At 40.0% G+C, this 18,941-nt stretch carries 22 protein-coding genes; 7 read left to right on the forward strand and 15 right to left on the reverse strand.

Annotated features, from left to right (window positions below):
* Position 1: 1 nt before the first annotated feature.
* Positions 2-211, reverse strand: coding sequence for a YqgQ family protein (locus UP17_RS16470; RefSeq protein ID WP_061464059.1), 210 nt, complete (start codon positions 209-211; stop codon positions 2-4).
* 239 nt (positions 212-450) lie between these two features.
* On the opposite strand from UP17_RS16470, the gene UP17_RS16475 reads away from it, so the two are divergent.
* A complete protein-coding gene (locus tag UP17_RS16475; protein ID WP_061464060.1) occupies positions 451-1,308 on the forward strand; it encodes a hypothetical protein in 858 nt (285 codons plus the stop codon).
* On the opposite strand, the gene UP17_RS16480 is transcribed toward UP17_RS16475, so the two are convergent.
* The 5 genes from UP17_RS16480 to UP17_RS16495 form a co-directional block, all read right to left on the reverse strand.
* The gene (locus UP17_RS16480) at positions 1,303-2,841 is read right to left on the reverse strand and encodes a rhomboid family protein (RefSeq protein ID WP_061464061.1); all 1,539 of its coding nucleotides are present in this window, start codon (positions 2,839-2,841) and stop codon (positions 1,303-1,305) included. The genes UP17_RS16475 and UP17_RS16480 overlap by 6 nt on opposite strands.
* A 172-nt stretch (positions 2,842-3,013) precedes the next feature.
* On the reverse strand, positions 3,014-3,202 hold the full coding sequence (locus tag UP17_RS16485) for a hypothetical protein (RefSeq protein ID WP_061464062.1): 189 nt from the start codon (positions 3,200-3,202) through the stop codon (positions 3,014-3,016).
* 78 nt (positions 3,203-3,280) lie between these two features.
* Positions 3,281-3,853, reverse strand: coding sequence for a 5-formyltetrahydrofolate cyclo-ligase (locus UP17_RS16490; RefSeq protein ID WP_061464063.1), 573 nt, complete (start codon positions 3,851-3,853; stop codon positions 3,281-3,283).
* A 196-nt stretch (positions 3,854-4,049) separates the two neighbouring features.
* A complete protein-coding gene (rpmG, locus tag UP17_RS26780; RefSeq protein ID WP_028391797.1) occupies positions 4,050-4,199 on the reverse strand; it encodes a 50S ribosomal protein L33 in 150 nt (49 codons plus the stop codon).
* A gap of 117 nt (positions 4,200-4,316) precedes the next feature.
* On the reverse strand, positions 4,317-4,925 hold the full coding sequence (locus UP17_RS16495; protein WP_061464064.1) for a hypothetical protein: 609 nt from the start codon (positions 4,923-4,925) through the stop codon (positions 4,317-4,319).
* A 418-nt stretch (positions 4,926-5,343) separates the two neighbouring features.
* Between UP17_RS16495 and UP17_RS16505 the strand changes: the two genes are divergently transcribed.
* Positions 5,344-5,733: a hypothetical protein gene (locus UP17_RS16505; protein WP_061464066.1), complete on the forward strand. Its 390-nt coding sequence runs from the start codon at positions 5,344-5,346 to the stop codon at positions 5,731-5,733.
* Positions 5,726-6,181: an endolytic transglycosylase MltG gene (locus UP17_RS16510; RefSeq protein ID WP_061464067.1), complete on the forward strand. Its 456-nt coding sequence runs from the start codon at positions 5,726-5,728 to the stop codon at positions 6,179-6,181. The genes UP17_RS16505 and UP17_RS16510 overlap by 8 nt, the downstream gene beginning before the upstream one ends.
* A 70-nt stretch (positions 6,182-6,251) precedes the next feature.
* Here the strand turns inward: UP17_RS16510 and phoU are convergent, their stop codons facing one another.
* The 9 genes from phoU to UP17_RS16555 all read right to left on the reverse strand — a co-directional run bounded on the left by phoU (position 6,252) and on the right by UP17_RS16555 (position 15,897).
* Positions 6,252-6,905 carry a phosphate signaling complex protein PhoU gene (gene phoU / locus UP17_RS16515; protein WP_061464068.1) on the reverse strand — a complete coding sequence of 218 codons (654 nt, stop codon included), beginning with the start codon at positions 6,903-6,905 and terminating at the stop codon, positions 6,252-6,254.
* A 20-nt stretch (positions 6,906-6,925) separates the two neighbouring features.
* Positions 6,926-7,753 (reverse strand): phosphate ABC transporter ATP-binding protein PstB, encoded by an 828-nt coding sequence (pstB, locus tag UP17_RS16520; protein ID WP_061464069.1) that lies wholly within the window; start codon positions 7,751-7,753, stop codon positions 6,926-6,928.
* Between the two features lie 15 nt (positions 7,754-7,768).
* Positions 7,769-8,647, reverse strand: a complete 879-nt coding sequence (pstA, locus tag UP17_RS16525; protein WP_061464070.1) for a phosphate ABC transporter permease PstA — start codon at positions 8,645-8,647, stop codon at positions 7,769-7,771.
* Positions 8,648-8,650: 3 nt separating this feature from the next.
* Positions 8,651-9,550, reverse strand: coding sequence for a phosphate ABC transporter permease subunit PstC (pstC, locus tag UP17_RS16530; protein WP_061466147.1), 900 nt, complete (start codon positions 9,548-9,550; stop codon positions 8,651-8,653).
* 138 nt (positions 9,551-9,688) lie between these two features.
* Positions 9,689-10,651 carry a PstS family phosphate ABC transporter substrate-binding protein gene (locus UP17_RS16535; protein ID WP_061464071.1) on the reverse strand — a complete coding sequence of 321 codons (963 nt, stop codon included), beginning with the start codon at positions 10,649-10,651 and terminating at the stop codon, positions 9,689-9,691.
* A gap of 209 nt (positions 10,652-10,860) precedes the next feature.
* On the reverse strand, positions 10,861-13,029 hold the full coding sequence (locus UP17_RS16540) for a peptidoglycan D,D-transpeptidase FtsI family protein (protein ID WP_061464072.1): 2,169 nt from the start codon (positions 13,027-13,029) through the stop codon (positions 10,861-10,863).
* A 193-nt stretch (positions 13,030-13,222) separates the two neighbouring features.
* Positions 13,223-14,443, reverse strand: a complete 1,221-nt coding sequence (locus tag UP17_RS16545) for an MFS transporter (protein WP_061464073.1) — start codon at positions 14,441-14,443, stop codon at positions 13,223-13,225.
* Between the two features lie 216 nt (positions 14,444-14,659).
* Complete coding sequence (sodA, locus tag UP17_RS16550; RefSeq protein WP_034308436.1) at positions 14,660-15,268, reverse strand: superoxide dismutase SodA; 609 nt, start codon at positions 15,266-15,268, stop codon at positions 14,660-14,662.
* Between the two features lie 143 nt (positions 15,269-15,411).
* Positions 15,412-15,897: a DUF456 domain-containing protein gene (locus tag UP17_RS16555; RefSeq protein WP_061464074.1), complete on the reverse strand. Its 486-nt coding sequence runs from the start codon at positions 15,895-15,897 to the stop codon at positions 15,412-15,414.
* A gap of 165 nt (positions 15,898-16,062) precedes the next feature.
* On the opposite strand from UP17_RS16555, the gene UP17_RS16560 reads away from it, so the two are divergent.
* From UP17_RS16560 to ispG, 4 genes are all read left to right on the forward strand, one after another.
* Positions 16,063-16,830: a DUF1189 domain-containing protein gene (locus tag UP17_RS16560; protein ID WP_061464075.1), complete on the forward strand. Its 768-nt coding sequence runs from the start codon at positions 16,063-16,065 to the stop codon at positions 16,828-16,830.
* Between the two features lie 184 nt (positions 16,831-17,014).
* Complete coding sequence (locus UP17_RS27750; RefSeq protein ID WP_155727346.1) at positions 17,015-17,170, forward strand: hypothetical protein; 156 nt, start codon at positions 17,015-17,017, stop codon at positions 17,168-17,170.
* A gap of 79 nt (positions 17,171-17,249) precedes the next feature.
* Positions 17,250-17,582 carry a LysM domain-containing protein gene (locus UP17_RS16565; protein ID WP_061464076.1) on the forward strand — a complete coding sequence of 111 codons (333 nt, stop codon included), beginning with the start codon at positions 17,250-17,252 and terminating at the stop codon, positions 17,580-17,582.
* Between the two features lie 212 nt (positions 17,583-17,794).
* The gene (gene ispG / locus UP17_RS16570) at positions 17,795-18,907 is read left to right on the forward strand and encodes a flavodoxin-dependent (E)-4-hydroxy-3-methylbut-2-enyl-diphosphate synthase (protein WP_185147838.1); all 1,113 of its coding nucleotides are present in this window, start codon (positions 17,795-17,797) and stop codon (positions 18,905-18,907) included.
* Positions 18,908-18,941 lie beyond the last annotated feature (34 nt).

Genomic DNA, 18,941 nt, shown 5'->3' on the forward strand with positions numbered 1-18,941 from the left:
ATCATTTTTTTTTCTTTTTTTCCCTTTCAAGAGACAATTGCTGCCTAATTAAAAGGATTGCCATTTGATAATCTTTCGTATCCATCATCTGCATACGGTGGATTTCCCTGATTTCAGCTTCCATCAGTTCAAGCTCGGCTAGCCGATCACCAATATAAATAAATGTACCGAATCTTTTCAAGTATTGTTGAAGATCATAATATGTTTTCATTGTTAGCCTCTTTAGTCTTTTATATAGGAAAGTATATCGAATCAGCCTCTTTACAACAAGCGTCCATTTCCTCTTTTGATAATTTTACCCATCCCCCTCATACATGTCCAACTCTATTCATATGATGAAATATCAAGAATGTGAACGCCTAATGAGGACTCTCTCGATTTGATTTAAACATTTGGAACAACTTAATATTTTTTAAAATCATTCATCGTACGTGAAAACGGAGGGGAAAAATGAAACTACAATTGAAGTATACCGTCTTTTTAGTCTTAACCACCATTTTTGTCATCCTTTACTTTTCAGATAATAGACAGGCAGAGGAAACCATTATTTTTTTTCCCATCGATTCCTCGCTCCATTTTGAACATGCTTCCACCCACCTTACACCGAAGGGTACCGGGGGTTCTACCTATTCCATCACTTGGAAGGTGAATTCTGCGTTGGACCAGCCTGCTTATTTACGTCAGGACGTATCGCTCTTATACAAAAATGGAAAATTGGCCGGAGCTTTAAAAAATTGGCGGCAAAATAAACAAGAACTCTCTCAAAAAGCGGAATCTAAAGAAAGGGAGAGCGGGCGTTACGAAGCGGTAACTTTTCATTATGCCGAGGTTCATCCGGCTGACACAATTTTCACCAGTGCACAGCAGCTCAGTAAAGATAAACTTTATACAGTAACGTCACCAGCTTTTCAATATTTCCATCGTCCCCTTTCAGAAGAACAGATTCAATGGAAAAAAACGCTGGACGGTTTGACTGATCAAACGGTTCAAAATGGTTTGGAGAAAGCGGGTCAAGCATTTCAAGTTAATCTGGATCAGTACAATATCATCTCATTGACGGACCTGCCCTCAAAAAAAAATCAATGGCTTTCCTCCTTCCCCCAATTCAAACGGGAAGAAATTGTGGGAAAGCTATGGGAGGGGCTTTATAAAAATTATGTGTTAGGCATTAAAAAGGAGGATGGATCCACTGTGAGTCCACAAGGAAGCACCATCCCCCAATTGCTTATGGCGAAGAATCAGGGTGAAATACTTGTCTTGTTTACCCTGAAAGACGGTACCCCAATCATGCTACGTCAAAAGTTATAATCGCTTTTCAATTTCTGCCAACAGTTTAATATATGACTTTTTATCCGGGGCTAGCTCAATAGCCTTTTCAGCTTGCTCCTTAGCCTTGTCGAATGATTCGAGATTCATGTAGACTAAGGCCAGATTGTAATGCGCTTCACGCAAATCCGGATTGCTTTCAATCGCTTTTTCATAATAATCCCTTGCTTTGTATATCTCGTCTTTATCTAAAGATAAATTCCCAAGCATAAAAAGCGATAGCGGTGCATCTCGGTTTTCATCCACATAATTGAATAACATCTCTTCTGCTTTATCTTCTTCTGCATCATCGATATACTTTTGGGCTAGCATGGCCATGGTATTATCATCTAAAGCTGCCCTGCTCTGATGTTTAAAACCAAATTGAAGCATGCCATAGGTCAGTATCGCAGTTCCTATTAAAAAAGCCAGCTGCCGAAAGAGATTCCTGGTTTTTGGCAGATGGACCACTCCAGCAGCCAAGAACCCGCCAACCAACCCTCCGATATGCCCTGCATTGTCAATTCCCGAAACGGTGAAACCATATATCAGGTTAATGATAATTAACGCGATCACCGTTGAGCCCATCGAGCGCATGAATAATTTTGGATAGACGATGCCAAAGTACAGAAGGGCCCCAAAACAGCCAAAAATGGCGCCGCTCGCCCCTGCCGAAAGATTCGGGGTCATGATGAAGCTGCCTAGAGTTCCAGCGAAACCTGCGAATATATAGATAAAAAGGAACCTGGCATTACCGTAAATCCTTTCTACTTCAGCACCGATCAAATACAATGAAAATGTATTCATCAGTAAATGAATGAACCCAATATGGATGATCATCGGTGTAAAGAACCGCCACCATTCCCCTTGTATGATATAAGGGGAATATTTAGCGCCAAACTCAATCAAAGTCTTGGAGTTGGTGCTGCCTCCATTAAACTCCATCAAGAGGAACATAGCTATTTGTATCGCTATAAATATATATGTAAAGAATGGCTTATTTGCATTTTGAAATACTTTCTGCTCAGCCTTCGCCTTTTTGACTGACTCCGAGATGGCTTCTTTCTTTACTGCGAGAACCTTTTCCTCATCTATTTCATTTTCTTTAAGAACTTGAATTGAAAGTGGTTTTTTCAAAACATTTTCAAGGTTTTGCAACGAATCATGAAATGATTCACAAGTAAGAATAAACGTGTTAACATTCGTTTTTTTAAAGGAAGCCACCTGTAAACTAAAGTCATGATCATCGACCGGGGCAAATTTACTAACATAGATACTTAGTATGCTTATGGGCTTTTTGTATAATTTCCTCCTGATTCTTTCCCCATTCTGCAGTGTTCGGCCGATATCACGTTTCAGCCAATTAGCCCAATCCAGATCATGTCGAATGAGCCTGATGACTGGAAACTCCTTATTCTTATCGCTCTCAAGCCAAATCTCCTGATGGTTTTCCGTGACAGTGATCATTCGATAATCATAATGGGCCGACAATTCCCTTATGGTTTCCCAAAACAAATAATCCTCTTTAAATCCCAATGCCTTCCCCACTTTCCAATGAATCTTAAGCTTCTAAAATTCCTGTTTCTATAATTAAAACTATAGACGAAATGATGAAAAAAGTAAAAAGGAGACTGTTTTCCCCTCCACTCTCCCCCTCCTTATAAAAAAAGGAACCCTTGAGAGGTTCCTTTTTAAGATGCCGGCATCATCATTTGGTCTGACTGAACATGCTTTGCATCATTTTATCCCTGAACATTGGCATGTCCAAGGACTTAGTCACTAGAAATCTTCTCAATATGCCGTTAGAAAGCACAGCATTTATCAGGCGGTACCGGTTTTGATAACCTGCATAAACCACTAAACCAACCAAGAAGATTTGAATAATTAATCGAAGCATAACAATCCCTCCTAGCATTAGTTTGATACAGGAAAGGATTTTTATGAGCTAAAAGTGATAATTAATAATTTTCTTCTTCTAATGGGCGTACGTGCGTAAAATCCTGGAAGGGGTAATGAGTTTGCTTACCGCTATATCATGAACCTCTATCGGGAGTTCATCCAAAAATTGAAGGTCGTATGCAAGGGCCATTGTAGCACCTCGGTAATATGAGAGGAAGCGGTCATAATAGCCACCCCCAAAGCCTAGGCGATACCCTTCTTTGGTAAAGGCAAGTCCGGGTACGATCAATACGTCCAATTCCTCTTTGAGAGCCTTGGCAGTTTCAGCCACTGGTTCAAGCAATCCATAATAAACAGACTCAAGCTGATTGAAGGAGGAAATCTTTTTGAATTCCATTGTCTTTTTTTCAGGGTCACACTTGGGCACTGCCACTTCTTTCCCTTCACTCCATGCTTGTTCAATGATCCGTACCGTTGGAACTTCAGGTGGGATGGAGATGGTGATGCCAATGGTTTTAGCTTTTTTCCATTCCTCCAGTGAAAATAAGTTTTCAGCGATTCTGCTCGATAGTTCTTCATGTTCCACTTTGGTCAGTTCCATTAAACGGGACCTAACTTCTTTACGGAGCTTATTCTTGTTTTCTCTCATCTCTTCCGACTCCTTTAGTCTACTTCTATTATTATCTCATAATATTTGTTCAATTACGAAAATACGAAGCGGGAAGTCGCCTAATCATTAGTACATTCTGAAAATATTCACTAAATGGGCAACGGACCCTAAAGGAAAGATAGAAAGAAGGTATTAAAAAAATGCAAAAAAAAAACAACAGGAAAAATCCTGTTGCTTACTTTGTTTCACGGTGAGTCGTGCTGCGTTTTTCTCTTGAGCAGTATTTTTTAAGCTCAAGACGGTCTGGATTGTTACGTTTATTTTTTTTAGAAATATAGTTACGGTCTCCACATTCAGTGCAAGCTAATGTAATATTTACGCGCATTGTGTATTTCCCTCCAAACATATTGACTTTTTCACATAGGACTTTTCTATAATATCATTATTCAATGCGAATTGCTAGTATGTTTTTTGGGAAAACCAACATTAACTTTTTTTAATTTTAATTGTTCACGTTTTGCATCGTCAGAAGAAGCTGATTATTTATGACTTTCGCTTCTTCTTTCGTTTCAGCATGAATGACCCAAGCCACAGCTTCTATACATTCCTTAGGTAAGATTTCCGTCTCTAATGTAAACACGCTGGTAACTTCCCCTTTGGCAAGCGGTGAATAAGCCAGGAGCCCTTCTTTCAGTGATTTGAAGCATCCCTCTTGATAAAGGCTTCCCTTACCTTGGATGCAATATTGAGAGATGCTTTTCCCTTTCACCAATCCACCCAGTAAGGCAATCGATTGAGGTGCTACATGTAAAATCGCCCTTTCATTCGGGCTGTAAAAAGCCACCGCCTGTCTTTCGAAAGCGTTTTCATAGTGAAAAAACACTTTAGGACGCTTAGTCTCAAATGAAGTATTCCTAATCGTGAACTTCGAAAAGGTCACCTGACCCTGGGTATAAGTTTGCGAAAGTGTCCGGATCTCTCCATTAGGATGACTCATCATGTCTTCCTCAGGATACCAATCAAAACTCTCATCCATCCATAACCCAGCCTTTAATCCCTTACGATATAGATCCTGGTTATCCTGCGGCATATATGCGAATAGCGAATTCATATAATCATCCCTTCCCCTTTTTTATCCTTATATAACTTATCATTAGGCGCTGACAGTGAAACTTTCCACTTAGAATCTGCACACCATTTTCTTATCTTATAGGTTCGCTGGTTTTTAACTATTCATAATATTTCGTCTTTTCTTTTTATTCTATCTTTATGTTAGCACTGAATTGGCTGATGGACAATAAACACTTTTTGTCGAATTTTATGTAAGTTATCTTTTAAAGGTTTTTTTCCCGTTTTCATGCCTGAATTTTTTTCTTCATCGATAGTCATGAGGCTTTTCGACAATAATTTGAAACCAAACAGACAATTAATGTAGTTTATTGCCATATCCAAGATATAAAAATCTCCAATTTTTTAAAAATATGTGTAAGATATAAGTATATGTCGAAAATTATCTTCTGAGGTGTAACATGGAAATCCTTATAATCCTTCTTTTTTCATTAGCGATCATCATTCTTATCATTTCCTTTATCAGTAAAGATAAAGTTGCCAAATTAGAAGAAGATTTAGAACAGATGACGATAACCTATATGCAGGATATCTACCAATTAAAGAAGAAAGTGAAAATTCTTGAAGAGGAATTCATTATCCAGGATGACCCGATTCCTCCTTTAAAGACTAAATCACCTTTCACTTCCAATGATATCGAACCCATTCATGAAATTCTAAAAAGCCAGGTTCTATCCTTATATAGCCAAGGTCTTTCTTTGGACCAAATCGCAAAACAATCCTCTTTAACAAAGGAACAAACCATCTCAGTGATCAAGCAACAAAGATTGCGGGTGAATAAAGATGAATAAAGCAAGACTGCAAGGCCTTTCCGCCGGTATCATCCTTACAACAACAATCTTTACAGGCTTTTATTACGGTACCGGAATAATCGATGGTACCACTCCGACTACGGAGGAAGCTAAGGAATTGCTAGAGAATGAGGGATTTGTCGTTTCACTTCCTATCGAGGAAGCTAAAAGAACTGTCTATCAGTCAAAGGATGCGGATAAAGAAATAAAGGAGAAAGAAGCTTCAAAAAAAGATTACTCCATCGTCTCCTATACGATGGAAGTGAAAGCGAATATGACCACAAGCGAAATTGCCAATAGGCTTTCAAAGGAAAAGGTCATCGATGATGCTGCTGGATTTGAAGCTTATATGAATGAACATGATTTCGCAAAAAAAATTCAAATCGGCGAGTTTGTGGTTACGAATAATATGACATATAGACAATTGGCCCACACTTTGACACATTAATGAATAAGAGAGACTTTTAAATGGACGATGTCCGAGAAAAAGCCTCTCTTTATTTCAATTAGGATTGGGTTCATTCATTCCTGCTGACATATCTCCCTCTTACTAGGAAATAAATATTCTCTGCGATATTCGTTGTATGATCAGCCGTTCTTTCTAAATATCGGGCAATTAAGGAAAGCTGTGTGATCTGCTGAATGTTTTTTTCATCTGAAAGCCGAAGGAGACCTCGAATCATCTCTCCATAAAAGCGATCGACCTCATCATCCATTTCAATGATTTCTCTTGAAAGTACAACATCTTCCTTCTCAAATGCTTCTATCGAAAGTTCAATCATCTTTAGGGTAATATCATGCATCTGCTTTAAAGGTGTTAAAGGCAGAATAAATGGCTGGTCACCGATTCGGATGGCCGATTTAGCGATATTGACCCCAAAGTCCGCCATCCGTTCAATATCTGAAGCTATTTTTATGGCAGCGATGATACGCCGTAAATCAATCGCAACTGGCTGTTGCTTAGCAATCAGTAAAATAGCAAAGTCATTAATTTCCTCTTCCAGCAAATCAGCTTTTGTATCATCATCAATAACTTCAAGAGCCTCTTCAACATTCTTGTTTTCCAGTGCGGTAAATGATTTTGAAATGGCGCCGGAAGCTAAATTGGCCAGTTCCACGATTTTCCCTTGTAACTCTTTCAATTGAAGCTCGAAATTTTCACGAACGATCATTATCGCATCTCCCTTTCTCTTTAACCGAAGCGTCCGGTAATGTAATCTTCTGTTCTTTTATCATTCGGATTAGAGAAGATGGTATTGGTATCAGAGTATTCGATGACTTCTCCATTTAAAAAGAAGGCTGTTCTATCAGAGATACGTGCTGCCTGCTGCATGTTATGGGTAACGATTATGATGCTGAATTCCTTTTTCATTTCTTGGACCAATTCTTCTATTTTCAAAGTGGAAATCGGATCAAGAGCAGAAGTCGGTTCATCCATTAAAATGACATCCGGCTCGATTGCCAAACATCTGGCGATACAAAGTCGCTGTTGCTGTCCACCTGAAAGTCCATATGCATTTTCATGAAGGCGGTCTTTCACTTCATTCCAAATCGCTGCACCTTTTAAACTTTTTTCAACGATTTCATCAAGGATTTTTTTATTTTTGATCCCATGGATCCTTGGTCCGTATACAACATTTTCATAAATTGATTTAGGAAAGGGATTAGGCTTTTGAAAGACCATCCCCACCTGTGTCCTTAAATCTTCCACCTTATAGGACTGATCGAGGATATTCCTGTTCCTATATTTAATCTGACCTGTCGTTTTAACATCCGGAACCAGTTCAATCATTCGGTTCAATGTTTTGATGTAGGTGGATTTCCCACATCCTGAAGGCCCGATGATGGCAGTCACTTCATTTTGATGCATATCAAGATTAATATTTTTCAAAGCATGGTTTTCACCGTACCATAAATTGAGATTGGACGTTTCATACACCTTTTCCGTCAAGACACCGGACTCGACATTTTCGATCCCGATTGCCGGTGACTTTTTTTCTCTCGTTAAGGTCATATTCATGCTTCCTTCCTCCCATCAATATCTTTTCTGGAATTTATTCCTAATTAAAACCGCTATTGAATTCATGAAAATTAACAGGAAGAGCAAAACGATGATTCCCGCTGCAGCAACCTGCTGGAATTCCTCCTGTGGACGAGATGTCCAATTATAGATTTGCATTGGCAGCACTGTAAATGTATCCATGACCGTTTGAGGCAAAAAGGCGATGAACATCGGTATGCCAACCACCACCAATGGCGCCGTTTCACCGATTGCCCGCGACAAGGCAAGTATTCCACCAGTTAAAATGCCAGGTATAGCAGCCGGAAGGACCACTTTCAATATTGTCTGCCACTTTGTTGCACCCATTCCAAATGAAGCTTCCCTTAAATCACGAGGTACGGCACGTATGGCCTCTTGGGCAGCTACTATGATGACCGGGAGAACGAGAAGACTCATGGTCAAGCCTGCTGCCAATATGGACCGGTCCAAGGCTAGCGCCCGGACGAAAACCGTTAGGCCCAGCAGTCCAAATACAATTGACGGGACACCTGCCAGATTGGAAATATTCACTTTGATAAAAGTGGTGATCCAATTCTTTCTGGCATATTCCTCTAAATAAATCGCCGTTCCGACACCAAGCAGCAGGGAAACTGGAGCCACGACTACCATCAACCATATTGAACCGATTAGAGCTGCTTTTATACCAGCGTCCTCTGGTTTCCTGGAAGCGAAATTCTGAAGGAAATCCCCATTCAGATGACCAATTCCTTGAGTGAATATCCGATAAAATAAGATGGCCAATACAATGAGGCCAACCAATGTTGCCAAGAAGAATAATCCTTTACAAATCGTGTTAACAGCCAGCCTAACGGGCATTTTTTTTGCAACATGACTTTTGTTAATCAGTTTCATGTCTTAATATTCCTCCCTGAACTTGCGAGAGATGAACTGCGCCAGTAAATTCATGACAAGCGTAAAGACGAACAGTGTCATTCCAACCGCATATATGCTGTAGTAAATCGTTGTCCCATACCCTGCATCCCCCGAACTGACCTGTACGATATAGGCGGTCATCGTTTGGATCGATGAAGTGACATCCATGCTCATATTTGGAGTCGAGCCACCTGCAACACTCACAATCATGGTCTCCCCTATCGCTCTGGATAGAGCAAGAACGATGGATGCCACAATTCCTGAAATGGCTGCTGGCAATACCACTTTAATTGTCGTTTCAAGTTTCGTTGCCCCTAAAGCATATGCACCTTCGCGAATCGACTTTGGCACTGATACAAGGGCATCTTCCGACAAAGAGGCTATCATCGGCATGATCATGATACCTACAACGATCCCAGGACTTAAGGCATTGAACATATCAAGGGAAGGAAATAAATCCCGCAAAACCGGTGTTACAAAAGTTAAGGCAAAGAAGCCGTAAACGATAGTAGGAATCCCAGCTAAAACTTCTAAAATCGGCTTGATGATTCTCCGCGTATTCTCTGATGCATATTCACTCAAGAAAATGGCTGTTGCAAGCCCTACTGGAACTGCAACCACCGCTGCTATCACTGTTATCTTCAATGTTCCAACGACAAGGGGCATAATCCCATACGAAGGGGTGGATGCAAATGGCAGCCATTTAGCCTCTGTAAAAAATTCGACGATGGAAACTCTGTCAAAGAAGATGAATGTCTCAAATATAAGCGTCAGGATAATCCCGATTGTAGTAAAAACAGAAATTGCCGCAGTAAAGAACAATAGTTTAGGTATGATTTTTTCTATATTTATTTTTTTCTTCCTTTTCTTTTCCAGGATCATTTGCTGTACAGAATAGCTTTCTGTTTTTCTCAGTTCCAACTTGCATCCTCCATTTCAGACACGCAATATTTGGATTTACAAGCTGTTACCCCCGCCTTAAACGAGTCAAGACGGGATTTCAGTAGCCTGTAATATCGATTATTTTTCAAGTTCTTTCAATTTATCAAGATCTTTCTTGTACTCTTCTTCCGGTAGGCTGATATAACCCACTTCTTCAGCAAGCTCTCCAGCATTTTCAATGACGAATTGAGTATAATCTGCCACTTGTTCTTTTTCAGCTACCGACTTATTAGCTACATATGTGTATAGCGGACGTGACAATGGGGCATACTCCCCACTTTTAATTGTTTCATGTGTTGGCTCAACAGCACCTTTGCCGTTGTCGATGGAAACGATCTTTAACTTATCTTTATTTTCTGCATAGTAGGCATAACCGAAGAACCCAATCGCATTTTTATCACCTTCTACACCCTGTACAAGAACATTATCATCTTCTGAAAGCGTAGCATTTTCCACCATTGGTTTTTCGTTAAGGATCACTTCATTGAAATAATCATATGTGCCTGAATCTGTTCCCGGAGAGTAGAATTTTATTTCTTCATTCGGCCATTCGGGACGTATATCAGACCATTTCTTCACCTTGCCATTATCAACCCACAGTTTTTGGAGTTCTTCAACTGTTAGTGAATCGATGAAATCATTATCTTTATTGGCGACGATTGAAATCCCGTCAAATGCCAATTTCAACTCTGTATATTTAACTCCCTTTTCATCAAGCATCGTACTTTCTTCTTTCTTGACAGGGCGGGATGCATTGCTTAAATCCGTCTCACCAGCGATGAATTTCTTAAATCCTCCGCCTGTTCCTGATGATCCAACTGATACTTTTACATCAGGTTGTGTAGCCATATATTCTTCTGCAACTGCCTCCATGATTGGAAAGACCGTTGAGGAACCATCCGTTATCACTTCTCCCTGCAGTTTGCCTGATCCTTTTCCTTCACTGCTGCTTGTCTTAGTATCATCGGATCCACAACCCGCCGCAACTGCAATTACTCCACCCATCATTACAGTCATTGCCATACCCTTGAAACGTCTCATTTGTAAATCCCCCTAAGAATTTTATATGAATATTTTGTCCTACAAACACATCATACTTTTAGACTGTGAACCCCATTTGAAGCAAATGTAAATATTCAGTAAATAATTGTGTGCTTATTGTAAAGATGGAGGAACTGTGCCGATCCCGTTCTTAAAATGCAAAAAAAAACACGCTTTCGGTTTTACCCAAAAACGTGTTTTTAGCCTTTTTATTCATTTTCCTGGCTTTTTCTAACTTCAGCCTGGTCTTTTTGAACGTCTTTACCATTCTCCACTTTCAAATCAGTCGAGGTTTCAGTATTTTCCTTTTTAGCCCGTTCTTTTTTCAGTTTGAAATAAGTATCCATGATTTCTTCACCTATTTCTTTGCTCATGCTGTGGCCCGTATGTCCTTGATATGCCCACGGAACAACGACAGCAAAAGCAACCTCCGGATTTTTAGCAGGTGCATATCCGACGAGTGTGATATTCATCGTATCTTGAGGCTCGCTATAATCCGTTCGGTTCGGACCATCATAGAACGCTTGCGCCGTTCCAGTTTTAGCCGCTACCGTATATGGTTTCTTACCAAAATACGTATAGGCTGTTCCGCCTTGTTCCATCGTTACTTTCTCGAAACCGCTCTGCACACGCTTTATCCAATCTTCCTTCATATCCAGACGATTCATGACTGTCGGTGAAATTTCTTCATCGACAGGACCCAATTCTTCGTTATCATCAACCGGTTCGCGAATTTCCTTAACCATATGCGGCTTCATGCGATTTCCACCATTCGCAATGGTTGAAACATATTGCACAAGCTGCATTGGTGTGTACGTATCATACTGTCCGATTGCGAGGTCAAGCAGCTTACCAGGAGATGTTTCGGAACCTTTGAATCCGCTCATTTCATTCGGCAAATCAATCCCAGTACGTGTACCCAAGCCAAACTGGGCAAATGAATTCCGTATGGTTGAAAAGGCGCTTGAACTAATATTCAATGGCTCATTCGGAACATAATGTGCACCGGCAATATTAATCGCCGTTCTGAACATATAAACGTTCGAGGATACCTTTAAGGCAGTCAAATCATTAATGTTCCCGAAGTTACTATATGATCCTTTTGCTTTTGTTCCCTTGATCTTAAGTTTTGTATCATAAAAGTATGTACCTGGCTGGATGGCACCTTGCTGATAACCAGTTAAAACAGTTGCACCTTTTACGGAAGAACCCATCGTATAGGAAGTCGTGATATTTCCTAATGCAAAGTCCTCTATGGAAGATCTCCCTGTTTTCGGATCCTTCTCATATTTCTTACCAGCCATCGTTAAAACTTCTCCTGTATTGGGATCCATCATGACGACAAAGGCCCTATCCAAGAATTTGGTGTTACCCAATTTCTTCTTGGCAATCAATTGCTTTTCAATGATTTTCTCTGTTGCTAGCTGTAAATCCATATCGATTGTCAATATAAGATCTTTTCCGCGCTGGCCTTCAGTAATCACTTCTGAATCGACTATATTTCCTGATTTATCGGTCACATTCCTTACTTTTGCTTTCTGCCCTTGGAGGATATCTTCATATTGCTGCTCGATATAGCTCTTTCCTACACGGTCATTCCGGCTGTAATCACGTGCCAGGTAATAGTCCAGACTTTCACTAGGCAATCCTTCTTCAGACGAAGAAACTTTACCCAATACAGATTTAAGGGTTTTATTATACGTATAAAAACGATCCCAATCCGTTGATATATCGACCCCAGGAAGCGAATCAAGGTTTTCGCTCACTCTGGCGAATTCTTCCTTCGTCACTTTTTTGTTTTTCACAATCTGTGGAGTAAGCGCATATCCGCTAGCAAATTCCCTGTATATGGCAAGGGTTTCCATATCCTTTTTCGAAAGCTTTGCTTCTTCCTCCGTAATCCTTTTGAGCTGAAGCTTATACAAATCACTCTCTTCCAGCTCGCCCTGTTCGACCTTTTTTCTCTCTTTATCAGTAATTTTTTTGGCGGCCAACTTTGGATGATTTAAAATCCAAAAATCCTTTTTATCACGCTCAGTTACTTTATTCGTATCTTTTTCGATCAACTTCGCGAGTTTCTCAGCCGTTTCCACCATTTCTGTTTGTTTCGTACCTTGCTTTCGTGTATATGTAATTGCATCCAGTGGTTGGTTGTCGACCATCAGTTTTAAATTCCGGTCATACATTTTTCCACGGGGCACCGAATTATTCACGGTCACTTCCTCTGTTTTTTCAATCTCACGCCGGTAATCATCACCATAAACAATCTGTACAACACCCAAGCGTAAAATGAGAGCGGAAAACAAAACAAACACTAAAAAGAAAAGAATATTCAATCTGAAAGGCACATGCGTCTTTTTCTTTTTCTTTTTATTCACACTAAGCCACACATCCTTTTTACATAGTCATAATAGTCCTTTACTATTCTATAGAACATTTATATTTTTTTCTACCTTAGTGTTCTAGAAATATTAAACATCTAACGAATTTTCGACAAAAAGTGACTTACGGCTCATAACATACAAAAACGCAAGGCATCGAAATTTAAAAGAGGCCTCTAAGGCCTCTTTTCTAAACTTGGTCATTGATATCGATTTTCCGTACAAACCAATATATCACGGTATGCCCTGCCCCGACGATTAACAGATAAATCGGGAGTATTTGCTTTAGGTCGAAAAACATGACCGAAAGAATGAATCCTGATATGGATACAATCCTTCCAAAATGTACGAACAGTTCCCGGACTACGATATATTCAATCCTCATTTCCGCTGCTTTCCAAGCGCGGCCTATAATGTCATAAGTCAATGATATATATGGGACCAAAAGAATAGGATAAGCGGTAGCAACAATCGCCCCATAAATGAGAAGCTTTCCAAATGTGATATCAATTGCAATCAATAAGACTCCTGCATACAACAGGATTCCTCCAATAAGAATCGCTTTCTTTCGCATCGGCTGTTTTATATATCGAGAAGCAAAAAAATACGCAACGAATGATATGGCTGAATTTAACAGACCATAGCTCCCTAAGGCAAGTTCACTACCCGTCTGAATGAAAACGGTGATTGAAATGATGAACATGAATGTGCCCTCTCGTATCCCTTGAAAAAAATGTGCGCGAGTGATCAAGAGCCAATTACGATTTTTTTTACGTTCTTGCAATATCCGAAGAAAAAAATATTTCCCATGTGCTGGACGTCTTTTCAACGAAAAACTAAGAAATACCGCAACGGAAAACAATAACAAAGACAAGCCGAATACAATGGAATATCCCGTGAATTTTTCAAGCCTTGAAATGATGAACCCTGAAAGAATAGGACCCACCATCCCCCCAAGGGATGATAAAATCCCTAAAAAACCATTGAAGAAATCTCTAGTTTCCGGTTCAGTAATTTCAAACGTCAATACATTATACGCTAGCCAATAAAACCCATAGCCCATTCCTAACAGTGCACCGAGCAGCCAAAGGAAATCCGTTGCCCGTGTGCCGACCAAAAGGACAGTTAAATAAAATAGGGCCAAAAAGATAACACCTAGACGCAAAACAATGATTCGATCCACTTTTTTCGCCAGCCTGCCAGCAAAGACAAAGGTAAGCGGTTGAAAAAGCACCACGGTTAGATTATATACGGCAATATCAACAATTTGACCGGATTGTTTCCACAAGTACACATTAACGAATGTATTGGATAAAGCAATGCTAAGGCTGTACAGACCGCCAATAAACAAAAGGAGGTGCAGATCCTTCTTCCCCCCCGTTTCACCCAACCATCTCTCTAAAATACCCATTGTTTTAACTCTCCTTTAAATTCCACTCTAGTGTTTGAAAAAACAAGGGTATTTATGTAAAAAAAAGTAAAGAAAACTCTTCGATTGGCGAGACAGGATGGCGAAGACAGAGAAGTAGTTGCACTTACACTTGATACCTTATAGATACTGCCATCTATATATAAACAAAAAAAGACAGGATTTCCTGTAAAGGAGTTCCTGTCTTTTTCTTACTAATTATTTTGCAGCGCTGTAACGTTTTGCAACTTCATCCCAGTTTACAACATTCCAGAAAGAATTGATGTATTCAGGACGACGGTTTTGATAGTTTAGGTAGTAAGCATGTTCCCAAACGTCCAATCCAAGAAGTGGAGTTTTACCTTCTGATAATGGATTGTCTTGGTTCGGTGTACTTGTTACTTCCAATTCGCCGTTGTTGACAGCAAGCCAAGCCCAGCCAGATCCAAAACGAGTAGTAGCCGCTTTAGCGAACTCTTCTTTAAAGCTGTCAAAGCTGCCGAATTTAGAAGTGATAGCATCTGCTAATTCACCAGTTGGTTGTCCGCCGCCGTTAGGTGAAAGGATTTCCCAGAATAATGTGTGGTTAGCATGTCCGCCACCATTGTTGCGTACTGCTGTACGTACAGCTTCAGGTACTGCGTCAAGGTTAGCGACAATTTCTTCAACGCTTTTGCTTAGAAGTTCTTGGTTGCCTTCTAGGGCATTGTTCAGGTTTGTCACATATGTGTTGTGATGTTTAGTGTGGTGAATGTTCATTGTTTCTTTGTCGATGTGTGGTTCTAATGCATCATATGCATACGGTAATTGTGGAAGTTCAAAAGCCATTATAAAATTCCTCCCTATGTAAGCTGTTTTTTTGAGGGCTTCAGTTCTGGAAAGATACCTGAAACTCGCTAGCAATAGAGTATCAAATTTTTGTAACCGTTTCAAACCTTATGCCTCAATTTTTCATTTTTCGATTTTATTTCCTATGAGAATACCACGAATATAAAATATCCTATCATCAGAAGTTGAATGATGCCTTTGGTGATTACGCTGCTTATAAAACCTACAACGGAACCAAGGCCGATTTTAGAAGCAGTAACCGGGTCTTTTTTATGGACTAGGATTTCCGCCAAGAATGCCCCGATGAATGGGCCTATTAGAATTCCGACGAACGGAATCACGAATGGTCCGACCAGAAGCCCAATCGTACTGCCCCAAACCCCCGCTTTCGTGCCGCCATATCTTTTGACCCCAACCATGTTTGCTATATAATCAGCTGCGAATAAAAGGATGACGAATAAAATTTGGACAGTCCAAAAAAACCAGCCAAATGGTTCAAAGGAATAAAATAGTCCATATAACAATATTCCGCCGAATATGAATAAAACACTTGGGATGATCGGAAAAATCAGACCGACAAAGCCCATTATGAACATGAGGATAATTATTATCCAAAATAGTGTATCCATAACTAAAAACGCCCTTTCTCATTTCATTTATTATTTTTGCCTCTATCACTCCATAATTGCCTCTTTAATAATGGTTGAAACCATTGAAGCAGAAAACAGGTTGTTTTATTTTTCCCAAATAGTTAAAATTGGTTAGGAATCTTATATAGTTAGGTGCTGAAAACATTGAACATATTCAAACAACTATGGGTAAGCATATATTCTCCTAAAGATATCGCTTCCTTTCAAAGCCAAGGTATCGGGAAAACGATATTATTCGTATTCTTTATAAGTCTCATTGCCTTTCTCCCTTCAGCTTTTTATTTCGGTACAATGGTAGTTGACGGGATAGATGCCATGAATGAAACAGTATCTGAAGACTTACCTGCATTTGAAATCAAAAATGGCACGTTGACGACTGAAGAAGGTGAACCATTTAGCCTGAATAAAAACGGATATCAAATTTTTGTAGATGGTACGGGGACCTTGACCCCGGAAGAAGTAGCTGCAAAAGCTGATGAGGCTGTCGCCCTTTTAAAGTCTGATCTGGTGTTCGTATCTGGCGGCAACGTGCAATCCACTCCATATTCACTTCTGGAAGGAGATAATCAGGAAATATCCACTTGGCTTGAGTCAGTTGAATCTGTGCTACCGATCATCCTTCCATTGCTACTACTTATATTATACCTGTTTACTGCTAGCGGAATCTTCATTAAAGTGACAATCCTTGCCGCTTTTGGACTTCTTTTCAAAAATGCCCTTGGCCGTTCGCTTTCCTATAGGCATCTATGGAGAATTGGTGCATATAGCATTACACTTGCCACCATATTCTTTACCATCATGGATGCTTTTAAAGCAACGGTTCCATTCGCTTCAATCATTAGCTGGTTTGTGACATTGATCATGTTATATTTATCCATTAAAGAAACAGCTGCTAATAAAATCGCAGATTGACCTTAAAAAGCAAAAAGACCCGGAACCCATCTGTTCTGTTCCGGATCTTTTTGCTTTTGCAGTTTCTTCATGCCTTCCCTCATATGACTACAGTCATATTTTTTCATATCTTCTTAATTCGACAAAATACTCACCAAGTCATTCTTATACTTAATGTTGAAATAGTATTTAAGAGGTGATAGACGTGAAGGAGAGTCATATTGATGTACAAGGGCTGTTACTCATAATGAAGGCTAGAGAAATTGGTCTGACTCCAAAGGAAACAAACATTCATTCAAATAATAAGGATTTTAATCAACTGAAAAAGAAAAATGGACTGACCCTCCCACATTCCATTTGAAAAACTGCCCATTTTTAGGCATATTTTTAGATTCTTACAAGTATAAATGAAATAAAGACAAGCTTGGGAGGATGGAAAATTGAAACGGCTACTGCTTTTTATCTCATTTTGTTTCACTTTATTTATTATTTATTTCGATTTGACTACGGGTACCCTGCCGCCTTCCCATCCACCGGCCACTACAGGCCAACCGACCGTCCCGGCCAGTAAGCCTGCATCCGCACCATCTGCCGCTTATAAAGAAATCACAATGAAACCCGGGGATACCTTACTCTCCATCATTGAAACGGAAAAAGTCGGATCTAATCAGCCCATCGAAACGATCATTTCTGACTTTCAAAGTTTGAATGAAGGATTGAAGCCCGAAAATATGCAGATTGGCAAAACATATAAGATTCCCGTTTATAAATAACCTCAAAATGGGGATCTGCGCACTCCCAAGCACCATTAAAGGGATTTCTAGGCATCGAATTTATCCAGTAATGGGTAATTTTCCTTGTTGAAAAAAGATAATGCGACCTATTTCCTTGTCAAGCGGTATGTACATTGATACAATATTTCAGAGAAACAAATTAAAAATCAAAACTGATTTTTTCCTAAAGGAGAGAATTCCACTTGAGTGAAATCATACATCGCACCAAGACGCGGCCAATTAAAGTCGGAAACTTAACGATTGGCGGCAATAATGAAGTTATAGTACAAAGCATGACAACTACAAAAACACATGATGTTGAAGCAACAGTTGCAGAGATCCTTCGTCTTGAAGAGGCGGGATGTCAAATCGTACGTGTCGCCTGTCCGGATGAAAGGGCAGCTGATGCAATCCCCGAGATAAAAAAACGGATAAACATCCCACTTGTAGTCGATATTCATTTCGATTATAAGCTCGCTCTTAAGGCAATTGAAGGCGGAGCGGATAAAATCAGGATAAACCCTGGTAACATCGGACGCCGTGAAAAGGTAGAAGCTGTCGTGAAAGCTGCGAAGGCTAAAGGAATTCCAATCCGCATCGGGGTAAATGCTGGTTCTCTCGAGAAGAAGATCCTCGATAAATACGGATACCCCACTGCCGATGGAATGGTTGAAAGTGCATTACACCATATCAAGATCCTGGAAGATCACGATTTCCATGACATCATCGTTTCCATGAAGGCTTCTGATGTGAATTTAGCCATCGAAGCATATGAAAAAGCTTCTAAAGCATTCGATTACCCTCTACATCTGGGAATCACGGAATCAGGTACACTGTTCTCAGGAACCGTAAAAAGTGCTGCCGGACTAGGTGCCATCCTAAGTCAAGGTATTGGAAGCACGATGCGTGTTTCCTTAAGTGCCGATCCTGTGGAAGAGGTGAAGGTGGCAAGGGAGCTCCTAAAAGTATTTGGCCTTGCTTCTAACATGGCCACATTAATTTCCTGCCCTACTTGCGGTCGGATCGAGATTGATTTAATCTCTATCGCCAATGAGGTTGAAGAGTACATTCAGACGGTCAAAGCACCTATCAAGGTATCAGTGCTTGGTTGTGCGGTAAACGGTCCTGGGGAAGCCCGTGAGGCTGATATCGGCATAGCTGGGGCTCGTGGTGAAGGTTTGCTGTTTAGAAAAGGTCAGATTGTACGTAAAGTGCCTGAAGAGACGATGGTCGAGGAACTGAAAAAGGAAATTGACAAAATCGCTGAAGAGTACTATGAAAAACAAAGGGCCGAAGCTGCTGCTGCCGCTTTACTAAATAAATAAAAAAAAATCCCGATTTTTATTATCGGGATTTTTT

Source organism: Peribacillus simplex (assembly GCF_001578185.1).
Lineage (GTDB): Bacteria > Bacillota > Bacilli > Bacillales > DSM-1321 > Peribacillus > Peribacillus simplex_A.